The sequence below is a fragment of the Clostridium tyrobutyricum genome (assembly GCF_019144085.1).
Classification (GTDB): domain Bacteria; phylum Bacillota; class Clostridia; order Clostridiales; family Clostridiaceae; genus Clostridium_B; species Clostridium_B tyrobutyricum_A.
The window spans coordinates 24286-47377 of sequence record NZ_JAHHUY010000021.1 but is presented as its reverse complement, the minus strand read 5'-3'; the positions used below and the strand labels follow the sequence as shown (position 1 = coordinate 47377).

The window sequence follows — 23092 nt, the reverse complement described above, 5'->3', positions numbered from 1 at the left end:
TTGAAAATAATATTTATAGAGGTGATTATAAATGTTAGACAACAAAAAATCTCAGAAAAAAATACCTATTGAAAATCACGAAACAGCTGCCTGGGCAAATATAAAGAAAACAAAGCCTGTATCAAATGTACCTGTTGGAGACATAGTAGATGTAGATAATGCCAAAAACTGGGTAGAAGAAAATCAAAAATAAATTTTATTAATAAAACAAACCTTGTGTCCAATACAGACACAAGGTTTGTTTTTATATTTCTACTGTTTTTTCTTATTTTCATAATTTATTTCTGATAATCTCTTATATATAGTATATCTATCTTTTGCATTCTCTTCTGATGTCTTATATAATTGCTCGGCTTTCTGAGGAAATATCTTTTTAAGAGATGAAAATCTTATTTCACCATCTATATGTTCTCTAAATGAAGTCTTGGGCTCTTTTGAATCCAGCAAGAATGGATTTTTACCTTCAAGTTTTAATACAGGATTAAATCTATATAATTGCCAATATCCAGAATCTACAGCTTTCTTCTCCTGTGCTATACTAGTTCCCATTCCAGTTTTTATACCATGATTTATACATGGAGCATATGCTATTATAAGAGATGGTCCTCTATAGTTTTCAGCTTCCACTATAGCCTTCAATGCATGATTCATGTTGGATCCAAGAGCTATCTGTGCCACATATACATAGCCATAGCTCATAGCCATTAGTCCTAAATCTTTTTTCTTTACTTGTTTTCCAAGTGCAGCGAATTTTGCTACTGCTCCCGTTTGTGTGGATTTAGAAGACTGTCCTCCAGTATTTGAATATACTTCAGTATCCATTACAAACAAATTCACATCCTCACCTGAAGCAAGTACGTGGTCTACTCCTCCAAATCCAATATCATAAGCCCATCCATCTCCACCTAGTATCCACTGAGACTTCTTAACTAGAAAATCTTTCTTGGCTATTATCTCTTTTAATATGCTGTCAGTTTCATAATCATTTGACTGCATAATTGAATCTACAACTTTTTTTGATGCTACTTTAGAAAGACTTCCATCATCCATAGTATTTATCCATTCATTAAAGGATTTTATTATATCATTTTCTTCACTTTTTTCTCTGGAATTTTCAATATAATGCAGCATGAGTTTTCTTATTCCATCTCTCATGTACTTTACTGCCAGATACATTCCATAACCATATTCTGCATTATCCTCAAATAGTGAATTTCCCCATGAAGGCCCTTTTCCTTCGCAATTTTTTGTATATGCTATAGAAGGCGCACTGGCAGCCCATATTGATGAGCATCCAGTTGCATTGGCTATCATCATTCTTTCGCCAAACAATTGAGTTAGAAGCCTTATATAAGGAGTTTCACCGCATCCAGGGCAAGCGCCATTGAATTCAAGCAGCGGAGTTATAAATTGACTTCCCTTTAATGTATTTCTATTGATTAAGTCTTCTTTTCTAGATAAACTTATGGCATAATTCCAATTTTCACATTCAGCATCTACTTGTTCTTCCCATGGTTTCATAATAAGAGCCTTGCCTGGAGCAGGACATATATCTGCACAATTTCCACAGCCCGTGCAATCCATAGGACTTATCTGAATTTTAAAATTCAAATTTTCAAGTCCTTTTCCCAGTGCCTTTTTGCTCTTGAAACTTTCTGTTGAGTTGTTTATCTCATCTTCATTTAGAAGAAATGACCTTATAGTTGCATGAGGACATACATATGAGCACTGATTACACTGTATGCATTTATCAATCTGCCATTCTGGTACCATTACAGCTATTCCTCTTTTTTCATATGCTGAAGTTCCTACAGGATAAGTACCATCTTCCATATTTAAAAATGCACTTACAGGAAGATTATCCCCTTCGTTTTTCTCCATTGGTCTCTGAATATTTTTAACAAAATCGGGTTCCTCTATATTATCATTGTATTTCTGTGATTTTTGTTCTGCATTTTTCCATGAATCAGGTATATCTACCTTTTTGACCAACTCTATACCTTTATCTACAGCCTGCCTGTTCATTTCAACAATCTTTTCACCTTTTCTTCCATATGTCTTCTCTATAGAATCTTTCAAATATCTCACAGCATCATCTATAGGTATTACCTTGGCCAGTTTAAAGAATGCAGACTGCATTACCATATTGATCCTTCCACCTAGACCTATATCCCTGGCAATTTTCACCCCGTCTAGTATGTAAAAATTCACATTGTTTTCTGCCATATATCTCTTCATTTCTGCAGGCAATTTATCATTAAGTTCATCTTCACTCCAATGGCAATTCAATAGAAATGTTCCACCTTTTTTAAGTCCTTTTAAAATATCATAATTATATATAAAAGATCTATTATGACAAGCTATATAATCTGCACTATTTACTAGATAAGGTGATTTAATAGGCTTCTTTCCAAATCTCAGATGAGATACTGTAGTTCCTCCTGATTTTTTACTATCATAAGAAAAATACGCTTGTGCATATAAATCAGTATTATCTCCAATTATCTTTACTGCAGATTTATTTGCTCCTACAGTTCCATCTGAACCAAGTCCCCAAAATTTACAACTTATAGTTCCTGAAGGGGTAGTTTCTATTTCTTCGCCTTGTTTAAGTGACATATGTGTTACATCATCTTCTATACCTATAGTAAAATACTTTTTTGGATTATTGCATTTCATGTTTTCAAATACTGACAATATATGTGAAGGTGTAGTATCTTTTGAGCCTAAACCATACCTTCCAGCAAATATTTCAGGTCTTTTATCTGATTCATAAAATATTTTACATACATCCAGATAAAGAGGTTCGCCAACGGAGCCTGGTTCTTTAGTTCTATCCAAAACTGATATCTTATTTACTGTGTCAGGCATGACATTGAAGAAATATCTTTCTGAAAATGGCCTGTAAAGATGTACTTTTATAGTTCCTACTTTTTCACCTTTATCCATAAGATAGTCTACAGTTTCATCTATTGTGTCACAGATAGAACCCATTGCAACTATGATGTTTTCCGCATCTTTGCATCCATAATATTCAAAAGGTTTGTAGTCTTTCCCTGTTATATTGTTTATTTCATTCATATATTGATCTACTATATCCGGAACCTTGTCGTAAAATTTATTGGATACTTCTCTTCCCTGAAAATATATGTCAGGGTTTTGAGCAGTTCCCTTGACAGTTGGATGTTCGGGATTTAGTGCTCTACTTCTGAATTCATTTATTGCATCATAATCTACAAGTTTTTTAACTTCATTGTAGTCAATTACATTTATTTTCTGGTATTCATGAGAAGTTCTAAATCCATCAAAAAAATGAAGAAAAGGTACTCTTGACTTAATAGCACTTAAATGTGATACAAATCCTAAATCCATTGCTTCTTGAACATTGGATGATGCCAACAGTGCAAAACCTGTCTGTCTGCATGCCATAACATCCTGATGATCTCCAAATATGGAAAGTGCGTGAGTGGCAAGTGCACGTGCACTTACATGAAATACTGTTGGAAGATGCTCTCCTGCTATCTTATACATATTGGGGATCATCAAAAGAAGCCCTTGAGAAGCTGTATATGTTGTTGTTAATGCACCTGCTGACAATGAACCATGTACAGCACCTGCAGCACCTGCCTCCGACTGCATTTCACTAATTTTAACAGTATCACCAAATATATTTTTCTTTCCCTGGGATGACCATTCATCTACTGCTTCTGCCATAGGTGTAGATGGCGTAATAGGATATATTGCAGCTACTTCAGTAAATGCATAAGAGGCATAAGCAGCCGCCTGATTTCCATCCATGGTTTTCATCTTTTTTTCCATTTTAACTTCACTCCCTCAATCAAATTTAAAAATATATGTCTTTGTTTATTATTTGAAATATATAGATTCTCATACACTATAGTTGAAAATAAATTTTTAATAAGCATAAATGTGTCACAAAATTTTGATCAAGACTCTATTATAATCATGTAAAATAAATTTAATTTGCAATTGATTTTTATACTAATTTTCTTTATCAGTTGATAATACATATCATATCTGATTTCTATTGACTTATATGGATTATTAGACTATTATAATAGTTGTTATACTTTATCAAATGATAAAGTTTGAATTTTATGGGAGATGTTATTATGAATCAAAAAATAAAAACTGCTAGTCTTTCTATTCTTTCCAACAGCAGTCTGATAATAATGAAATTAATAGTAGGTATATCAACAGGTTCTGTAAGTATTATTTCTGAAGCTATTCACTCAACTATAGATCTAATTGCTTCTTTAATATCATTTGTTTCTGTTAAGATATCCTCAAAACCTGCAGATACAGAGCATCCCTATGGACATGGTAAATTTGAAGATGTATCTGGAGTAATTGAAGCGTTGCTAATTTTTGCTGCTTCCATATGGATAATTATAGCAGCTTTAGATAAACTTATTTTTCCAAAGCAGATTCACTCATCCAGTATTGGATTTTTAGTCATGTTTATATCATCAGCTATAAATTTCTTCGTATCTATGAAATTATCTAAGGTAGCAAAAAAAGAAGATTCAATGGCTCTCGAAGCAGATGCTATTCATTTAAAAACTGACGTATATACTTCCTTAGGTGTAGGTATTGGACTTTTCTTAATCTGGATTACTAAATTAGAAGCATTAGATCCAGTAATAGCTATAGTAGTCTCCATATTTATTTTAAAAGAAGCATTTAATTTATTGAAAAAAGCATTTGAACCTTTAGTAGATGTAAAATTGTCAGATACAGAAATTCAAACTATAAAAAATATAATATCAAGATATAATTCTGTGTTTTGTGGATTTCATAAACTTAGAACAAGAAAATCAGGTAACAAAAGATATACAGATCTGCATCTTGTATTTCCCGGAGATACCCATGTAAAAGATGCACATCATATATGTGATGAAATAGAAGATGAAATATCCCAAAAACTGAAGAGTACAGAAACAATGATTCATATAGAATCTTGTGATAATAATTGTAAGAATTGTAATCTGAGTCATAATATACAACATACGGATGAAAAAGATTGTGTGGATATGATAAAAAAAATTGATGGACTACTACAGTAGTCCATCAATTTTTTATTTTTCAACAGCTTCTGAATTCAATGTTTCCATTAGTGCATTAACATCTATACCATGTACCATAGCAGCTTCTTCTACAGTTTCCGCTAAAGATGCTGGGCATCCAATGCATCCCATTCCAAAACTCATCAATGTCTCTCCATATGCAGGATTAATTTTAAGAACTTCTCCAATAGTCATATCCTTAGTGACTTTAGTCATAATATACAACCTCATTTCTATTTAATATTATATTCTAAATTATGAGATTTAGCTAATATAAATATAACTACTAAATCACATTTATAGATATATAGTATATGATAATACTAAAATTATTACATATCAAGTGGCAACTACCTAGTTTTTTACTGTTATAAATGGATTATTATTGAATACCTCTAAACTATACTATATTACTACATTATATAATAATTTATATCAATTCATTAATTTGTAATTAGAGTCTATTATATTAAAATTATTCTTCAATCCCTTAGTTATATATACTTTCTTATCCTTAGTTATAAATATTCCCTGTAATCCACATATACTATCTATATAATCCAGTCCCTTGTTAATTCCTAGATAAAATGCATTTTTAGTCATAGCATCCGCATTTATAGAAGTATTTGTAATTAAAGTTACACTGGCCAAATTGTTGTCCATGGGATATCCTGTAAATGGATTTAATATATGATGATATATCTTACCATCTTTTTTAAAATATCTCTCATATATTCCTGAAGTAACTACAGTTTTGTTGGTTACCTCAAGTGAAGCTACTACATTTCCTCTACTTTGGAAAGGATCTTGTACACCTATTTTCCATGGTTTACCTTGAGGATTACTGTTTAAAGCCAATACATTTCCTCCCAAGTTTATAATAGCATGCTTGACTCCATTTTCCTTAAGTACCCTTGCAGCTTCGTCTGCAGCATATCCTTTAGCTATTCCTCCTAAATCAAGAGACATACCTGTTCTGGCAAGCATAACCTTTTTATTTTTTTTATCCAGTAATAGGTCCTTATAATTTACAAGAGTTTTTTTATCTTGAATTTCCTTTTGTGATGGCAACCTTGCATGATCTGTTCCAATTCCCCAGAGCTTTACAAGAGGTCCAACTGTTATATCAAAACTTCCTCCTGATTGTTGAGAATAATATTTTCCCTTTTCAAGCACATAAAAAGTATCATCTGATACTTTAACATACTTTTTCCCTGAACCTTCTGCTATTGCATCCAATTCAGTACCAGACTTGTTTACACTCATCTTGTCTTCAATTTGTTTAACTCTATTAAAAGCTTTATCGATAACAGATTCAGGTTTATCATCATATAGAGTTATAGTACATATAGTTCCAAGCATATACTCTGTTTTTGAAATTGGTTCTGTATCCTTTTCATATGAACATCCATATAAAGGAATCATACTAAAAATCAAAATACCAATAATAAATTTTTTCATTATTTTAATCCTCTTATAATCTTATAATTTAATAGTCGGTTAACACCTCTCTTAATATAATACTACACTAGAACAATATTGAAAACTATATCATATTTAAATATACTACTTTAATTTTAATGGAATTCCACAAAATGATATATATACTTCATCACTATTTTCTGCTATAATTTGATTTACTCTTCCAAGTATATCAGAAAATATTCTACCTAATCTATATCCAGGTACTAAACTCAATCCAACCTCATTTGTAATAATTATTATATCAGCAGTATTTTTCTTGGACTCTGAAATTATATTATTTATTTCATTCAATATATCATCTTCCAGCTCATTTATTTCACTAGAATTCAATTTGTCGAAGTCACTAAAATTTTCAAACATTATATTAGTAACAAGGGTTCCAATACACTCCAAAAAAATGTATTTAAAACTGCTCTTTTTTATTATATTGCCAATATTTCTATATCCCTCATAAGTATTCCATCTATGGTTTCTACGTTCCCTATGTATTCTTATTCTTTCATCCATATCTTTATCTGTAGCTATAGATGTGGCTATATAGAGAACCTCATCTTCATTTGAAAGCATATCTTCGGCAAAACTGCTCTTGCCACTTCTGCTTCCCCCCGTTACCAAAATTATTTTTCCCATACATTTTCACCTCTATTATAAATTAACTATTGCAGCCATAATTATAAGCATAAATATCTCCATAATCTCATTATTGGCTCCAAGCAAATCTCCAGTCAACCCATTAATTTTTTTATTACAGTATAAATTAAAAATATATGACGTAATAATAACTAACAAAGTCAATACACCTGAATATAAAGGATTCATCTTAAGTACAAATAATAATATTACTGCAGTAATTATTATACTTATTAAAAATTGAGGTACTTTTACCCTGCCTATAAAAAGATTTCCTGTTCCTGTATCCTTAGCCGTTTTACCAATAGTAACAATAAATACAGTAGATACTCTAGACAATACAGGTGCTGATATTATGGCCATGGAAAATCTAGGCACTATAAAACATAGAAGGCTGTATTTAAAAATCATATCTAGAACAACAGCTAGGCAAGAATATGTGCCTACCCTACTGTCCTTCATGATTTCTATTATTTTGTCTTTTCCTTTAAATGCAAAAAATCCATCACACATGTCTCCAAGTCCATCTATATGCATGGCTCCAGTCAACATTATGCCAATCAATAAAACTATTACTACACATACATTGACAGGCAGTACATTTATTAAAATTTTATAGGCAATCCACTGTATTCCACCTATTAAAAGACCTATAACGGGCATAAATACAGCGCCCCACTTAAAATTTTCTTCCCTACAATCAAGATTTTTATTAATATTAATTCTAGTCAAAAATTGTATCATCAACAAAAAATTATTTGCTATGTTTTTCACTTTTCTAACCTCTTCCACTTATCCATTGAATCCATACATACAATATTATCAATATATAGATTATTATATTCATATTTTATAAGGGATACTTCCCCATTATGAGAAGAAAATTTCCAGAAAAAGTCCATATTTCCACCGAGCACATAACAATAAATGGATCTTATAACTCCAGAATGCGTTACTATCAATACATTTTCACGATTTAATGTTTTTAAATAATCCATAAAGCTTTTGACTCTTAAATAAAACTGAGTATAACTTTCGCCTCCAGGTAGTATAACATTTTTCCAGTCACTGCACCACATCTTCCATTCTCTTGGATAACATTTTTCTATATCCTGATAACTCTTTCCTTCAAAATCACCCATATCCATTTCATTAATTCTTTTGTCAACTATTATTTTTTTTTCAACATTTTTTACAATTATTCTAGCAGTTTTCAAAGCTCTTTTTTTTTGACTTGCATATATACTATCAAAATCTATATTTCCAAGCAAACCTGATAATCTTTCTGCTTGACATATACCTTTTGGTGTTAAATTTATATCCATTCTTCCATAATATAATTTTTTTGAATTTGCTTTAGTTTCTCCATGTCTTACAAAATATAAGTTCATTAATATCCTCCATAAGTTTGTTAATTTGCTTTTAACGTCCACATTAATTATAATATTTTTATTGAAAAAAAACTATAAAAATAAGAGCAGTTGTTCTGCTCTTAAAATGAATGAGAAACGAATATATTGTTAATTTATTAACATATTAATTTTATCACAATATACATATAAATCAAGTAGTTTATTAAAAAAACTAAAAAATAGTATCTTTTAAAGTAACTACTATAAAATTACTTTTGACAGTTAATAATATTTATTATATAGTTATAATTGAACAATAAATATTAAGGATGGTGTATATGGATAACTTAACAGGTATATTTAAAGATAAGAAACTGAAGTTAACCCCTCAGCGTATTGCCGTATACAAATATCTAAAATCTACTAATGAGCATCCTTCTGCGGAAACAATATACAAGTCTCTTCTATCTGACTATCCCACAATGAGCTTAGCTACTGTTTATAAAGCACTCAAAACTTTAGTGGAAGTTGACCTTATACAAGAGATAAATGTAGGTGAAGGTAATTTTAGATACGATGGTAATACTGCAGTTCATTCACACATTCAATGTTTGGAATGTGGTCGGGTAGATGATGTAACTGGAATTTGCTTTTCTGATTTAAATGACAAAATTAAAGATAAAGTCAATTATAAAGTTATGAGTAATCAAGTATATTTCTATGGAATATGCTATGACTGTCAGAATAAACTAAATAAGTAGCAATCTAGAGCAGTAATTACTGCTCTAGATTATTATATAGATTTAATAATCATTATCTATTACATCTTTCCATTCGTCTCCTGTATACTTTCCTGATAGTATATCATCTATTTTGGATGATATACCGCTTACCATTTTGGGGGGAATATTATATACAATAGGTATATTGTCAGCACTACTATTTTTTATATGAGACGACACAATTTGTTTTATACCTGTATTCTTGCTATTTATTTTTTTGTTTCCAGTAACATATCCCATTTTTAAAAGTTTATTCTGCATAGTATCCCCAAAAACAAATTTTATGAAATCACTTATTGATTCTACATTGGATGCATTACTTGGGATACTTATCAAAGTATTAGATGTTACTGGGACCTTAATATTTTTCATGTTTTCATATATAGAGGATATATCCTGGGATTTTATATCTTTAATATAATAAGAAGATAGTAAAATTATAGGTATCTCCCCTCTATTAAATTTTTCCAATGTACTTTCATTCCCTATTTCAAATGTATTTTTATTTATAACTTTATTTCTAACTAGATTATTTATATCACTAAATATTTCTTGCATATATTTTAATTTTTCATATTTCTCCTTATTGCTGCCATATATATTCTCCAAATTTATCATAGAAATAGACTTTTTATTACCAATCAAAGAAAATATAGCACTATTTATATCCATATCTTCATTTAATAATACTGGTATTTTTTTAGAACTACTATTAAATGTTTTTAAGATATCGTCAAATTGTTCCATAGTCTTTGGTGTCTTTATATTTGACTCAGTAAAGTACTTTTTATTATATAAAAATTCTAAACTATATGGAATTATAGGTATTCCATAATACCTATCGTTAAATCTTCCATAAGCCTTTACTACTGAATAATATCTATTTGTAATATTATCTTCTTTATAATAATTTTTCATATCTGAGATAAGGCCTTTTGGTGCTAGATTAAGTAAATCCGATCTATTTATAAAAACTATATCAGTTTCATTAACAATATTGTCATCTACTTTATCTCCTATAATATTATTTATATTGATCTTTACATCAGGGTTGTTTTTTCTATATTCATCTGTTAATACTTTTATTGTATTTAAAGATTCCTTGTCCTTTACACCTATATACATATTAAGCTGTTTATCATTTGACTTTTGAGTATTAAAAGAACATGCAACAAAATTTAATGGAAGAATTAGTATTAAAAAAAATGCTGCTATCTTCTTGCAGTTCATATTACTAACCTCCTTGTACAAGACTAAAATTTATTTCATATAAATTTATTTTGTGCATATTAATTAAATATATAATTGTTTTATATAATTTATTGGAGGTGAAATTTATGAAATTAAGAGTAATATTTCTAAAAAAGAAATATTTGTTTTTTTTGATGCCGTTAATTTTGTTCTTGATAATTTTGATGCTCATAATATACAGGAATTATACGACTTCATCAACTTTCACTACTATATCAAAGGACGCAATTTTAAGATCAGATTTAAATGGAGATGGAATAAAAGATTCTCTGTATGTAAAACAATCCAATAATAAATACTTAATAAAGGTCAAAGTAAAGGATAAGATATTTGATATAAATACAGATGATAAGAGCTCCATTTTAAGTAACTACTATACATACTGGCCTCTTAGAGTTACTTTAATGGATATATCCAGAGACAGAATCCCTGAAATATTTCTTCAGGGATCTCTTGGCAAAAATTCGGTTCAAAGAATTTTTGTTTTTGATGGAAATAATTTCAAAAATATAATTTCAAATTCAAATAATATATTGGGTTTTATAGATTGTACAAATAACAGGACTCCTAAAGTTATAACAGGTAGATTTCAAGGAGATATTATGCTTCTCACAAATTACATATTCTCAAATTCTAAATTTAAAAACTATAATTTAGAAGATAATCCTGCTTTTCTTGGAAAAGACACTGTCTGTTCATTTATAAATTTTATCCAATCACTGCCATCTAGCAGACCATATGCACCTAACAATATATTTTCTTCCAATATATCCAACGATGATATGTATGTATTGGATAAGTTAGCCAAGAGTAATACTTCGTATACATTTCAAGATGCTATATTCAAAGAAAAAAAGTCTGATAAAAACGGAAACAGTGCAGAACTGCAATGGATATTAAATTTCAAAGGAGTTTCAAACTCCGACACTTCAATAATAAAAAATTATTCTATTAATATAATTCTCGATGCTGATAAAAACAGCAACTCATCTAATTATTTCAAAATAGTATCTATATATTAATATAATATAAAAGGGACCGCTTATACGGTCCCAAGGGGGATGGGGGGTTATTGTATCAAATAAATAATTATTTGATACTAGGAGAATGTATCTCCGGTTACAATTATTATGCTCTCCAATTTTAAATAATTTATACATAATCCTTAAAATATTTTTCTTTTGTGTCAAATAATATGATATTGAATAATATATAGTATATATGTTTATTATCGAATAGAAAATTATACACATAAAGATGAGAAAATAAAAATCTTAAGGAGGTTTTTAAATGTCCAAACATCATCGTAAATATGAAAATAACGGTTTTAATTTAGGGGATCTGTTGAAAAATATAGATATATCACAACTTATGTCCATCTTATCATCAATGGGTGGAATGGGTGGACTAGGTGGCGGGTCAAAGAATGATATTGGTTCAGTTTTAAACAACTTAAATCTTGGAGATTTAGGCAATGGTGGAAATAGTGAGGATGGTAACTTTAATGATTCCAATATAAAATCTAAACTTTCTTCTTTAGAAAAAAGGCTTTCAAGTTTAGAAAACAGAAATCAGATGCAAAATGATCTACTGGAAAAAGTTAGAGAATTACAAAAATCACCTGATGCTGCCAAATATTTAAATAATTTTATCTCAAACAATAAGAGACATAAATAATCTAATAATTCTCAAAAGGCACTGTCTCAATATTCTCAGTGCCTTTATTTTATTATAAATTGAATATTATATTTTGGAATAAATAAGAGAAATCATAGTCACAGAATTAAATACTGCATGATTGAGCACAGCATACCAATACCCTTTCTTATGAATCAGATAACAATTATATATCCCTATCCAAAGTATTATAAAAAATACATTTATGTTAAAATGAACTAATGAAAACATCAAACTGCTTAAGAGTGCTGCTCCCAATATTCCCAACCTGCTCTTAAATATTTTTTCAAAAAATATCCATCTGAATACGAATTCTTCAAGCACCGGTGCAAATATTACAACTACAGGAACCATGAAAACAAGTTTATTTAATGACATATTTGTCATATTAGTTACAATCTCCTGTTGATCCAATTTTATCTTTAAACTATTTTCTATTGCATTCTGCAATAAAAGTATTATTATAACAACTAAATATGATATTGCAGCCAATCTCAGTGCATCAAGAAGATTAAATTTTTTAATATTGAATTTGTAAAAATCATCTGTAAATCTAATCCATACTATATTTATTATTACAAATATAAACGGAACTATATTTTGGGTATACATGGAAATCCCTATAAATATAATATTTATAATAAAAAGAACTACTTTGTTTTTCTTGATTTGAATCCAATGTTTATCAAATACTATAATTGGCGGAATATATGCTATCAAAAATACTATTATATTTTTAATTAAATTAAGATTAATCAATTAATCACCTTCTACTACATGCTCAATTTTATTTAAGAGCTCCTCTTTTCCCTGTTTTTTCAAAGAAGAAAATGTTAAAATTTTATAATCAGGCTTTAATCCAAATGAATTTCTTATAATATCCAAATTTTTATTTAACTGACTTTTAGATATTTTATCCACTTTTGTAGCTACAATTAAAATTTTATATTTATAATACTCTATCCATTTATACATAATAATATCGTCATTAGTTGGTTTATGTCTCGAATCTACAAGTAACACTATAGCTTTTAGTTGATGTCTGCCAACAAGATACGTTTCTATTATCTTGCTCCATTTATCCTTTTCCGATTTTGAAACCTTGGCATATCCATAGCCTGGTAAATCCACAAAATAGAATTCATTATTTATCATGAAAAAATTTACAAGTCTCGTCTTGCCTGGACTAGAACTGACTTTAACAAGCTTTCTTCTGTTTACAATAGTATTTATAAGTGATGATTTTCCAACATTGGATCGACCTACAAATGCTATTTCTTTAAAATTATCATTGGGATACTGATTTTTTTTGACAGCTGATATTATAAATTCAGCCTGTTTTATTTCCACAATCAATCACCTCTTCTTTAAATAATACGTACTATATATATTATGTTATAAATTTACATTATAATATTAAAATAAATATTTTCCTAACTTCCATTAGAAAAATATTTATTTTAATCAATCAACTAAAGCATTTTCTAATACTGTATCTATATTATCTGCTAGTATATAATGCATTTTATTTTTAATACTTCTAGGTATTTTCATTATATCTTTTTCATTATCTTTAGGAATTATAACTGTATCTATTCCAGCTCTATATGCAGCCAAACTTTTTTCTTTAAGTCCTCCAATTGGCAGAACTCTTCCTGTTAAGGTTATTTCACCAGTCATAGCTACATTGTGCTTTACTTTTTTATTGCTAAGTGCTGAAACTATAGCTGTAATCATAGTAACCCCTGCTGATGGTCCATCTTTTGGAATAGCTCCTTCAGGTACATGTATGTGTAAATCACAATTTTTATAGAAATCCTCTTTTATATTGCTATATTTTTTATAATTTGCTCTTACATAACTATATCCTGCCTTGGCAGACTCCTGCATTACATCTCCAAGTTGTCCCGTAAGTTCAAGTCTTCCTTTTCCCTGCATAATTACTGCCTCAATAGGAAGGGTATCTCCTCCATAAGCTGTCCATGCCATTCCCATTACTACTCCTACCTTATCTTCTTTGTCGGCTTTATCATAAACAAAAATATCAGATCCTAAATAAGATTTAACTTTGGTAGTATTTATAAATATATTTTTTTTATTTTTTTCTATAATTTCTGTAATTGATTTTCTTATTATAGATGATACTTTTCTCTCTAAACTTCTAACACCTGATTCTCTAGTATAATTGTCTATTATAGTATATATGGATGAATCAGAAAATTTAATTTTATCATCTTTTATTCCATTTTCTATTAATTGTCTAGGTATTATGTACTTTTTGCATATATTAAATTTTTCTTCACTAGTATAACCAGATACTTGTATTATTTCCATTCTGTCCATAAGCGGTCTTGGTATATTTTCAAGACTATTAGCCGTAGTTATAAATAATACTTTTGATAAATCAAAATCCAGTTCCATGTAATGATCTCTAAACGTATTATTCTGTTCACTATCCAATACTTCCAAAAGTGCATCTGCAGGATTTCCTCTAAAATCTACACCCATTTTATCAATTTCATCTAATAAAAATAATGGATTAATAGATTTAGCCTGTTTTATGCTATATATTATCCTTCCTGGAATAGCACCTACATAAGTTCTCCTGTGTCCTCTAATATCAGCTTCGTCTCTTATTCCACCTAATGACATTCTCACAAAATTTCGATTTAATGCCTTGGCTATTGACTTTGCTATTGAGGTTTTACCTACACCAGGAGGACCTACAAGACACAAGATTGGTCCCTTTAAGGATTTATTTGTACTTTTAACTGCAAGATATTCAATTATTCTATCTTTAACATCTTTTAATCCATAGTGATTTTCATCCAATACTTCTCTAGCCTTTTTTATATCCAAATTATCTTTAGTTTTAATATTCCACGGTATATCCAGTATCCAATCAAGATATGTCTTTATTATTCCATTTTCTGTTGAATAACTTCCTAAACTCTTTAATTTGTCCAATTCATAAAGGACTTTATCTTTTACGTATTTTGGCAATTTCTTTTTTGCCATTTTATTTTTATATTTTTTTATTTCTTCGCTGTTTTCACCATCTTCTCCTAGCTGTTCCTGTATAATTTTAAGCTGTTCTTTTAAATAATACTCCTTTTGGGATTTGTCTATATCTTTCTTTATTTCAGATTCTATTTTCTTTTCTACTTTTAAAATTTCCAGTTCGTTCATAAGTATAGACAATAGCTTATTTAATCTGTCCTCAACTTTATAACAATCTAGTAGTTCCTGTTTTTTATCTTGTTCTATAAATATATATGAACTTATGGTATCAGCTAATCTTCCTGGATTTTTGGTATCATTTTCACTTACTATAGATTCTTTGGTTGATTCTCCTGATAATTTTAAATATTCCTCAAAATTTTTCATCACTGATTTTACGAGAGCATTGCAAGTAATATCTTTACAAATTTCCTTATTGTTATCAACTAACTCTATATTCACTTTAAAGAAAGGTTCTTCCTGAATATATTCTTTTAATATACCTCTAGTTTCCCCTTCTACAAGTACTCTTACTGTATCACCAGGTAATTTTAATATTTGTTTTATGTTACAAACTGTACCTATAGTATGTATATCTTCTTTATTAGGTTCCTCAACCATATACTCTATCTGGGATGATAAAAATATCTTTTGTCCATTAAGCATTGCATCTTCCAATGCAGTCTTTGATTTTTCTCTACCTACATCAAAGTGTAAAACCATATATGGAAATATAGTGATACCTCTTAATGGAATTAGAGGAATAACCCTTAAATTTTTATCCATATTTCTCTCCTTACTTAAAAAGTTTAAATTCTACAAAAATTATCTATAATATAATCAGACTAGTATATTATAACTATAAAACATGCTTTTTTCAATTATTGAGTTTCTATGTTTCATATATAAAAAGGAGCACTGAAATTCAGTACTCCCCTTACACCTATGCAGTTTCAGGCCCTTTTCTAGTTCTTGGTTTTTTAACTTTTATAGGAGTCCTTTTCCCATTTTCAACAGTTATAAGTTCCGGCTTTTTATCTGCTATGGTATTTTTATTTATTATTACTTTTGATATCTCTTCTTTTGAAGGTATGTCAAACATTATATCCTTCATAGTTTCTTCTATAATGGCTCTAAGTCCTCTTGCTCCAGTATTTCTCTTTAAAGCTTCATCTGCAATTGATTCTAAGGCTTCATCTTTAAATTCCAATTCTACATTATCAAGTTCAAAGAGCTTTTTGTATTGCTTAACAAGTGCATTTTTAGGTTTTTCAAGTATACTAATAAGCGCCTTTTTATCCAATGCATCTAACGTAACAACAATAGGAATTCTTCCTGTAAATTCTGGTATAAGTCCAAATTTCATAAGATCTCCAGGCATTATATTTTTAAGAAGCTTTCCAATGTCCTTATCCTTTTTGGATTGTATTTGTGCTCCAAATCCTAAAGTACTTATTCTTGTTCTTCTTTCTATTATATTATCTATTCCATCAAAAGCTCCTCCACAGATAAATAATATATTTGTAGTATTTATCTGAATAAATTCTTGATGAGGATGTTTTCTACCACCCTGTGGTGGAACTGAAGCAACTGTTCCCTCCAATATCTTTAAGAGTGCCTGCTGTACTCCCTCGCCAGAAACATCTCTGGTAATAGATGGATTTTCAGATTTTCTTGCTATCTTATCTATCTCATCTATATAGACTATTCCATGTTCAGCCTTTTCTATATCATAGTCAGCATTCTGTATAAGCTTTAAAAGTATATTTTCAACATCTTCTCCTACATATCCCGCTTCTGTCAATGTAGTTGCATCTGCAATAGCAAATGGTACATTAAGGAATTTAGCAAGAGTCTGTGCTAAAAGAGTTTTACCTGAACCTGTAGGTCCAAGTAAAAGTATATTACTTTTCTGTAATTCTACATCATCATTTTTACTGTTTGAATTTATTCTCTTATAGTGATTATAAACTGCTACTGATAATGATTTTTTAGCATCATCCTGACCAATTACATATTGATCAAGATAGTTTTTAATTTCCAATGGTTTTGGAAGAGACGTTAAATCTGTCTGAACATCATCTTCAAATTCATCACTTATTATTTCGGAACAAAGTTCTATACATTCATCACAAATATATACTCCAGGTCCTGCTATTAGTCTTTTAACCTGGTCTTGTGTTTTACCACAAAATGAACACTTGAGTTGTTTTCTATCATCATTTTTGGCCATATCTACACCTCACCTAAGGTTATTGTTTCTTTTCAATAACCCCATCTATTAATCCATAATTTTTAGCTTCCTCTGCTGACATAAAGTTATCTCTTTCTGTATCTTTTTCAATTACTTCCAAAGGTTGACCTGATCTATCACTAATTATCTTATTCAATTTTTTCTTTATGTTAAGTATCCTATTTGCATGAATTCCAATATCAGTTGCCTGACCTTGAAAACCGCCTAAAGGTTGGTGTATCATTATTTCAGCATTTGGCAGTGCGAATCTTTTTCCCTTTGCACCTGCTGTAAGTAAAAATGCTCCCATGGAAGCAGCCATACCTATACATATAGTAGATACATCTGATTTTATATATTGCATTGTATCATAAATTGCCATACCGGAGGTTATTGATCCTCCTGGGCTATTTATGTATAAATGTATATCCTTGTCAGGATCTTCTGCTTCTAGGAACAATAATTGAGCTACTATAAGGCTTGCTGAAACATCATTAACTTCTTCACTCAACATTATTACTCTATCTTTTAGAAGCCTTGAATAAATATCGTAGGATCTTTCCCCTCTATTAGTCTGTTCAACAACTACTGGTACTAAGCTCATAAACTATCTCCTCCTTTTTATAACCATTTTAAATGATTATTATACATAAAATTTAGTTTCTACAAGACATAAAAATATTATTATTTAAAATTAATTGCCAGAAAAATTCCAGCAATTAATTCTTACACATCATATTATGCTACTGATTTACTATTGTCAACTAACATTTTAACAACTTTTTCATTTATTACATCACTTTCAAGATAGCTTTTTTGACTATCAAGAATTAATTTAGCTGTCTTTTCTGGCTCATTATTTCCATATTGCTTAGCCATTTCAGTAGCTCTATTCAATAATTCCTCATCTTCTGCCTTTATGTTCTCTACTTCGCCAATTTTAGAAATTACCAAATCTGTTTTAACTTTCTTTTGTGCAGTTTCTCTCATATATTCTCTAACTTTTTCTTCTGTATTATTTGTGTATTTATAATATGACTTAAGATCTAGTCCCTGATATTTCAATCTCATTTCCAAATCTTTAAGCATAGCATCAATTTCCTTATCTACCATTACGTCTGGAATATCAATTTTAGCATTTGAACTAACTGCATCTATAACTGCATCTTCATATTCTCTCTTAGCTCTTAATTCATTTTCTTCCTGTTTCTTTTTCTTTATATCTGCTTTTACTTCATCTAATGTATCAAATTCAGAAATTTCTTTAGCAAATTCATCGTCTAATTCTGGAAGTTCCTTTATCTTTATTGCCTTAATTGCAACTTTGAATAATGCCTTTTTACCATTTAATTCTTCACTACCATATTCTTCTGGAAATGTAACTTCTACATCCCTTTCATCTCCAACTTTTAATCCTATAAGTTGATCTTCAAAATTATCTATAAATGTTCCAGCTCCTATTTCAAGCTCATAGTCTTTTCCTTCTCCGCCTTGAAATGCCTTGTCATCTACATATCCTTTAAAATCTATTACTGCTATATTTCCCTTTTCAACAGTTCCATCCTCTTTTGTCTCTATTCTAGCATTCTTTTCCTGTCTTGATTTTAATTCCTGTTCTACTTCTTCATCTGTTACTTCATATGTATTTTTCTTAACTTCTACTCCCTTGTATTCACCAAGTTCAACTTCAGGTACTACTGTAACATCAGCTGAATATATAAGATCCTTGTTTTCACCAATTTGTACTATATCGATTTTAGGATAATCAACTGGTTTAATATCATTTTCCTTTAAAGCTATTGGATATGTGTCATCGCAGCAAAAGTTTATAGCATCTTCATAAAATACTCCTTCACCATAATATTTCTTTATTATGTTCATAGGAGCCTTTCCTTTTCTAAATCCAGGTATATTAAACTTTTTAGCATTTTTAGCAAATGCCTTTTTAACTGCTTCATTAAATTTTTCCGATTCTACTGTTATTTCCATTTTTACTACATTGTTTTCTACTTTTTCCACTTTAACGTTCATTATTCATTTCCTCCTAAATTACACTATACACTTATATTAACATTAACCATGATATTATATCATATATCATTATACATTCATACAAATTAACCATCAGTAATTTTTTAAATTACACCATATATTATAATTGTATCGTCTAAAAACTATATTATAATTATATACCAAAAATCACAAATTTTATAGCAGATTTTTAGTTTTTCAATATTTTTGCTTATCAAGATATTTTTTAGCCTTTATAAGTTCAGTGTATTCATTATAATTTTCTTTATATACTTCAATTATGCCTATTCCATTATACCCTATTTCCTTTAATTTACAAAATATTTTTTTATAATTTACATCACCCTGACCAGGGAGCAGACATATACTATTTTTACTTCTATCATTTATATGAAAATTAGCTAATTGATCTTTCATTACTTCTATATAATCATCTGGTAATTTTCCAGCTTTATATGCTTGTTTTATGTCTAAAGTAAAATATAGAGGTTCTTTACACTTTTCCTTAATTTTATATAAGAATTCAATACTATTTGACATACACCAAAATACGTTTTCCTGACATAGTTTTATTCCATACTCTGCAGCAGTATATGTAAGTTTATCATATACATCAATGATCATATTCATATTAATAGAATCCATATTGTGATAACGCATTCCATGGAAAGTATAGCAATTTGCTCCTATTGTCATTGCTACTTTACATACCTTTTTAAACAATGTAAAACAATCATCTCTTCTTCTTTTGTAGCTGTCAAATAAATATGGTTCAAAAGAAGCTGAAAATGCATGTATAGAATTCACTTTAAAATCATTTATCAATTCTTGTTCTAAAATTAATTTTCCAAAATCTTCTTCATACTCACTAATACTATTTAAGAACAATTCTCCTGTATTAAATCCAATGGTTTTCATCAATTCTATACTGTTTTCTGTATTTACATCAGGATAAAAGCAAGCTGATGACATACCTATTATCATAAGAACCTCCTATAAATTACTATTTTTGCTCTTTGTAATTTTTTGCATTGAAAAAGCCAATAAACCTTAAGTTTTATTGGCTAACTTCACCTGCTGCTGTTAGATACACAGTTGTTCCATCTGAAATAACTGTAAGTCCTTTATCTGTAACATCTCCAAACTTTATGCTTTCTCCTTCTATGGATTGGACCATAACATTGCTCTTGTTCTGCAAATTCTGAATCCACACATATTTAGAAGTCTTGCCAATCCATGGAAGCTGACTTATATATGCAATATTATCGTTATCTATAAATTTTGGAGAACTGCACCATATATAACTTGGATTTGATGATAGCTGAGATTCCTTTGTTACAACTGTACCATTAGTAGATACATATTGAGAATTAGTTATGTCCTGCTTATTTCCATTAATATCAAACAACAGTATACTCTGCGATTTATCATCAAATAAAGCTATATTCTTTTTTGAAGGACTTATGCTATAGGCTACATTAGCATCTTTAGGGGTAACATCTTTAAAAGTCTTGTTATTATTGTCGTTTTCATATGTTAAATTTACACTTTTTCCACTACTTAATTTAACTTCATATTTCAAGTTATTACTTTTATTTTCAGCTTTAGACTCTGTACTCTTAGCTTGCTGTTTTTTAGATATATCTTTTGTATTATTATTTTGTATAGATGCACTTTGTTTTTCATTTTTTACATCTTTTAAAGCAGTTTTAAAAGCACCTGTTAAATAAATGCAGAGCAGTGCTATAACAACTATACAAATAACAGTTATGGCAAAAATTCGTATTTTTCTCTGCTTCATTTTCTTTTCATATTCCTTACTAAAAATACTTGGCTTTTTTCTCACTATATTTCCGCTGTTTCAGTTTAACAGCAGTGCCTCCCTTCTTTTCACTTTATTAATATAATTCATAATGATTAGCATTACTATCACAAAACTCAGTTTTTATTATAACTCAAATACTAATGAAATAATACTAACTTTTTATGAATTTATAGAAGTCAATAAAAAAATAATTCCAGGCGTTCTATTAATTGTCTGGAATTATTTTTTAAATATAGAATTAATATAATTACTTGAATACTCTGCTTCCAGGTTTTTCATAGGCTAAACCTTTTTTACAAAGTGGACAATTGTCTGGGTCATATGTATTTATATTCAATTTTACAGCACTATAAACCGGATATGGAATTTCTACACCTTCTGCTCTCCTGTCTACTATACAACAAAATGCTACTACTTTTCCTCCAAGTGACTCTATAACTTTGGCAACTTCAAGAGATGATTTTCCTGTAGTAATAACGTCTTCTGATATTATGACTTTTTCACCTTTTTTTATTTCAAAACCTCTTCTTACAGTCATATCTCCATTTTGTCTTTCTGCAAATATTCCAGGCTTTTTAAGTTGTCTTGCCAATTCATATGATACTACTACTCCACCCATTGCTGGTCCAACTATCTTATCAAAATCAACTTCTTTTAATTTATCCGCTACTATACTCAATACTTCACTAGCCTTATCTGGATACTGAAGTAGTTTGGCACACTGACAGTATCTATCACTATGTTTGCCTGAAGATAGTAAAAAATGTCCTTCCAACAATGCTCCAACCTGTTTTAATTTATCTACAACTATATTATCCATATTTTCCTCCTAATATTCATATAATTTATATTATACCTGTTATTTCTTTCAAACTGTTTATATTTTGATTTCTCATGTAATTTTCCAATCCATCTATTATATCCAAACATATTGTAGGATTGATAAAATTTGCAGTTCCAACCTGTATAAGACTTGCCCCTGCCATTATAAATTCTAATGCATCATGCCATGAACATATTCCTCCAAGTCCGATTACAGGCACATCTATAGCTTTTGACACCTCATATACCATTCTAAGTGCTATTGGCTTTATAGCCGGTCCCGAAAGTCCTGCCGTTATATTTTCGAATATTGGTTTTCTTCTATTTATATCAATAGCCATGGCTTTAAATGTGTTTACAAGTGAAACTGCATCAGCTCCAGCTTCACAGCATTTAACCGCCATATCTACAATATCTTCTGCATTTGGAGACAACTTTACTATCAATGGTTTATTACTGCAATGTTTTTTTACACTATTTACAACCTCATAGGCAGTAGAAGATTTTATTCCAAATGCCATTCCTCCACTTTTAACATTAGGACATGATATATTCAATTCAATCATATCTACACTTGAATCACAAAGCAATTCAACTCCGCCTATATAATCTTCTAAAGTTCCCCCACCTAAATTTGCTATTGATACAGTATTAAATTTTTTCATTTCAGGAAGTTCATACTTTAAAAAGTGTTTTACTCCTGGATTCTGAAGTCCTACACTATTTAACATTCCAGATGCAGTTTCAAAAACCCTTTCCCCGTCATTACCAGCTTTCTCATGTAAAGTCAGTCCCTTTGAGCATATACCTCCAAGTTTTGAAACATCAAAGAATCTATTATATTCCTTTCCAAATCCAAAAGTACCTGAAGCTGCCAATACTGGGTTTTTAAAATGCACTCCACATATATCCATAAA

At 29.5% G+C, this 23092-nt stretch carries 22 protein-coding genes; 5 read left to right on the top strand and 17 right to left on the bottom strand.

Features of this window, described 5'->3' with window-relative positions:
- The first annotated feature begins 31 nt into the window (after positions 1–31).
- Positions 32–193, top strand: coding sequence for a CDIF630_02480 family spore surface protein (locus KM800_RS10315; RefSeq protein ID WP_217812991.1), 162 nt, complete (start codon positions 32–34; stop codon positions 191–193).
- 59 nt (positions 194–252) lie between these two features.
- On the opposite strand, the gene nifJ is transcribed toward KM800_RS10315, so the two are convergent.
- Complete coding sequence (gene nifJ, locus KM800_RS10310) at positions 253–3819, bottom strand: pyruvate:ferredoxin (flavodoxin) oxidoreductase (RefSeq protein ID WP_217812990.1); 3567 nt, start codon at positions 3817–3819, stop codon at positions 253–255.
- A 314-nt stretch (positions 3820–4133) separates the two neighbouring features.
- Between nifJ and KM800_RS10305 the strand changes: the two genes are divergently transcribed.
- A complete protein-coding gene (locus tag KM800_RS10305; protein ID WP_217812989.1) occupies positions 4134–5087 on the top strand; it encodes a cation diffusion facilitator family transporter in 954 nt (317 codons plus the stop codon).
- Positions 5088–5099: 12 nt separating this feature from the next.
- Here KM800_RS10305 and KM800_RS10300 read toward each other — a convergent pair whose 3' ends face one another.
- The 5 genes from KM800_RS10300 to cobC form a co-directional block, all read right to left on the bottom strand.
- Complete coding sequence (locus KM800_RS10300) at positions 5100–5303, bottom strand: DUF1858 domain-containing protein (protein ID WP_217812988.1); 204 nt, start codon at positions 5301–5303, stop codon at positions 5100–5102.
- Between the two features lie 219 nt (positions 5304–5522).
- Positions 5523–6548 carry an FAD:protein FMN transferase gene (locus KM800_RS10295; RefSeq protein WP_217812987.1) on the bottom strand — a complete coding sequence of 342 codons (1026 nt, stop codon included), beginning with the start codon at positions 6546–6548 and terminating at the stop codon, positions 5523–5525.
- Positions 6549–6653: 105 nt separating this feature from the next.
- Positions 6654–7202: a bifunctional adenosylcobinamide kinase/adenosylcobinamide-phosphate guanylyltransferase gene (gene cobU, locus KM800_RS10290; RefSeq protein WP_217812986.1), complete on the bottom strand. Its 549-nt coding sequence runs from the start codon at positions 7200–7202 to the stop codon at positions 6654–6656.
- Positions 7203–7217: 15 nt separating this feature from the next.
- Positions 7218–7976, bottom strand: coding sequence for an adenosylcobinamide-GDP ribazoletransferase (cobS, locus tag KM800_RS10285; RefSeq protein WP_217812985.1), 759 nt, complete (start codon positions 7974–7976; stop codon positions 7218–7220).
- Positions 7973–8593, bottom strand: coding sequence for an alpha-ribazole phosphatase (gene cobC / locus KM800_RS10280; RefSeq protein ID WP_217812984.1), 621 nt, complete (start codon positions 8591–8593; stop codon positions 7973–7975). The genes cobS and cobC overlap by 4 nt, the downstream gene beginning before the upstream one ends.
- Positions 8594–8892: 299 nt before the next feature.
- On the opposite strand from cobC, the gene KM800_RS10275 reads away from it, so the two are divergent.
- Positions 8893–9315, top strand: a complete 423-nt coding sequence (locus KM800_RS10275) for a Fur family transcriptional regulator (RefSeq protein ID WP_217812983.1) — start codon at positions 8893–8895, stop codon at positions 9313–9315.
- 42 nt (positions 9316–9357) lie between these two features.
- On the opposite strand, the gene KM800_RS10270 is transcribed toward KM800_RS10275, so the two are convergent.
- Positions 9358–10566: an ABC transporter substrate-binding protein gene (locus tag KM800_RS10270; RefSeq protein WP_217812982.1), complete on the bottom strand. Its 1209-nt coding sequence runs from the start codon at positions 10564–10566 to the stop codon at positions 9358–9360.
- A gap of 107 nt (positions 10567–10673) precedes the next feature.
- Between KM800_RS10270 and KM800_RS10265 the strand changes: the two genes are divergently transcribed.
- Positions 10674–11609, top strand: a complete 936-nt coding sequence (locus KM800_RS10265) for a VCBS repeat-containing protein (protein ID WP_217812981.1) — start codon at positions 10674–10676, stop codon at positions 11607–11609.
- A 268-nt stretch (positions 11610–11877) separates the two neighbouring features.
- Entirely contained in the window at positions 11878–12264 is a 387-nt protein-coding gene (locus KM800_RS10260; RefSeq protein ID WP_217812980.1) for a hypothetical protein, read from the top strand.
- A 66-nt stretch (positions 12265–12330) separates the two neighbouring features.
- Here the strand turns inward: KM800_RS10260 and KM800_RS10255 are convergent, their stop codons facing one another.
- The 10 genes from KM800_RS10255 to KM800_RS10210 all read right to left on the bottom strand — a co-directional run bounded on the left by KM800_RS10255 (position 12331) and on the right by KM800_RS10210 (position 23089).
- Positions 12331–13023: a CPBP family intramembrane glutamic endopeptidase gene (locus KM800_RS10255; RefSeq protein WP_217812979.1), complete on the bottom strand. Its 693-nt coding sequence runs from the start codon at positions 13021–13023 to the stop codon at positions 12331–12333.
- A complete protein-coding gene (gene yihA / locus KM800_RS10250; RefSeq protein ID WP_217812978.1) occupies positions 13024–13614 on the bottom strand; it encodes a ribosome biogenesis GTP-binding protein YihA/YsxC in 591 nt (196 codons plus the stop codon).
- Positions 13615–13728: 114 nt separating this feature from the next.
- The gene (gene lon, locus KM800_RS10245; RefSeq protein WP_217812977.1) at positions 13729–16050 is read right to left on the bottom strand and encodes an endopeptidase La; all 2322 of its coding nucleotides are present in this window, start codon (positions 16048–16050) and stop codon (positions 13729–13731) included.
- Between the two features lie 157 nt (positions 16051–16207).
- Positions 16208–17497, bottom strand: a complete 1290-nt coding sequence (gene clpX, locus KM800_RS10240) for an ATP-dependent Clp protease ATP-binding subunit ClpX (RefSeq protein ID WP_217812976.1) — start codon at positions 17495–17497, stop codon at positions 16208–16210.
- A gap of 19 nt (positions 17498–17516) precedes the next feature.
- Positions 17517–18101, bottom strand: a complete 585-nt coding sequence (gene clpP / locus KM800_RS10235) for an ATP-dependent Clp endopeptidase proteolytic subunit ClpP (protein ID WP_017751131.1) — start codon at positions 18099–18101, stop codon at positions 17517–17519.
- A 134-nt stretch (positions 18102–18235) separates the two neighbouring features.
- Complete coding sequence (gene tig, locus KM800_RS10230; RefSeq protein ID WP_217812975.1) at positions 18236–19528, bottom strand: trigger factor; 1293 nt, start codon at positions 19526–19528, stop codon at positions 18236–18238.
- A gap of 198 nt (positions 19529–19726) precedes the next feature.
- Positions 19727–20512, bottom strand: coding sequence for a sugar phosphate isomerase/epimerase family protein (locus KM800_RS10225; RefSeq protein ID WP_217812974.1), 786 nt, complete (start codon positions 20510–20512; stop codon positions 19727–19729).
- A 73-nt stretch (positions 20513–20585) separates the two neighbouring features.
- The gene (locus tag KM800_RS10220) at positions 20586–21374 is read right to left on the bottom strand and encodes a hypothetical protein (protein ID WP_217812973.1); all 789 of its coding nucleotides are present in this window, start codon (positions 21372–21374) and stop codon (positions 20586–20588) included.
- A gap of 226 nt (positions 21375–21600) precedes the next feature.
- Positions 21601–22173, bottom strand: coding sequence for an orotate phosphoribosyltransferase (gene pyrE / locus KM800_RS10215; RefSeq protein WP_217812972.1), 573 nt, complete (start codon positions 22171–22173; stop codon positions 21601–21603).
- A 25-nt stretch (positions 22174–22198) separates the two neighbouring features.
- The gene (locus tag KM800_RS10210) at positions 22199–23089 is read right to left on the bottom strand and encodes a dihydroorotate dehydrogenase (RefSeq protein WP_217812971.1); all 891 of its coding nucleotides are present in this window, start codon (positions 23087–23089) and stop codon (positions 22199–22201) included.
- Between the last annotated feature and the right edge of the window lie 3 nt (positions 23090–23092).

Excerpts from the sequence above, each read along its gene's own strand:
- KM800_RS10305 (WP_217812989.1), top strand. The coding sequence starts at position 4,134 with ATGAATCAAAAAATAAAAACTGCTAGTCTTTCTATTCTTTCCAACAGC.
- KM800_RS10210 (WP_217812971.1), bottom strand. The coding sequence starts at position 23,089 with ATGGATATATGTGGAGTGCATTTTAAAAACCCAGTATTGGCAGCTTCA.
- KM800_RS10300 (WP_217812988.1), bottom strand. The coding sequence starts at position 5,303 with ATGACTAAAGTCACTAAGGATATGACTATTGGAGAAGTTCTTAAAATT.
- KM800_RS10315 (WP_217812991.1), top strand. The coding sequence starts at position 32 with ATGTTAGACAACAAAAAATCTCAGAAAAAAATACCTATTGAAAATCAC.
- KM800_RS10295 (WP_217812987.1), bottom strand. The coding sequence starts at position 6,548 with ATGAAAAAATTTATTATTGGTATTTTGATTTTTAGTATGATTCCTTTA.
- clpP (WP_017751131.1), bottom strand. The coding sequence starts at position 18,101 with ATGAGCTTAGTACCAGTAGTTGTTGAACAGACTAATAGAGGGGAAAGA.
- pyrE (WP_217812972.1), bottom strand. The coding sequence starts at position 22,173 with ATGGATAATATAGTTGTAGATAAATTAAAACAGGTTGGAGCATTGTTG.
- tig (WP_217812975.1), bottom strand. The coding sequence starts at position 19,528 with ATGAACGTTAAAGTGGAAAAAGTAGAAAACAATGTAGTAAAAATGGAA.
- clpX (WP_217812976.1), bottom strand. The coding sequence starts at position 17,497 with ATGGCCAAAAATGATGATAGAAAACAACTCAAGTGTTCATTTTGTGGT.
- KM800_RS10275 (WP_217812983.1), top strand. The coding sequence starts at position 8,893 with ATGGATAACTTAACAGGTATATTTAAAGATAAGAAACTGAAGTTAACC.
- cobC (WP_217812984.1), bottom strand. The coding sequence starts at position 8,593 with ATGAACTTATATTTTGTAAGACATGGAGAAACTAAAGCAAATTCAAAA.
- cobU (WP_217812986.1), bottom strand. The coding sequence starts at position 7,202 with ATGGGAAAAATAATTTTGGTAACGGGGGGAAGCAGAAGTGGCAAGAGC.
- KM800_RS10260 (WP_217812980.1), top strand. The coding sequence starts at position 11,878 with ATGTCCAAACATCATCGTAAATATGAAAATAACGGTTTTAATTTAGGG.
- nifJ (WP_217812990.1), bottom strand. The coding sequence starts at position 3,819 with ATGGAAAAAAAGATGAAAACCATGGATGGAAATCAGGCGGCTGCTTAT.
- KM800_RS10265 (WP_217812981.1), top strand. The coding sequence starts at position 10,674 with ATGAAATTAAGAGTAATATTTCTAAAAAAGAAATATTTGTTTTTTTTG.
- KM800_RS10270 (WP_217812982.1), bottom strand. The coding sequence starts at position 10,566 with ATGAACTGCAAGAAGATAGCAGCATTTTTTTTAATACTAATTCTTCCA.
- lon (WP_217812977.1), bottom strand. The coding sequence starts at position 16,050 with ATGGATAAAAATTTAAGGGTTATTCCTCTAATTCCATTAAGAGGTATC.
- KM800_RS10225 (WP_217812974.1), bottom strand. The coding sequence starts at position 20,512 with ATGATAATAGGTATGTCATCAGCTTGCTTTTATCCTGATGTAAATACA.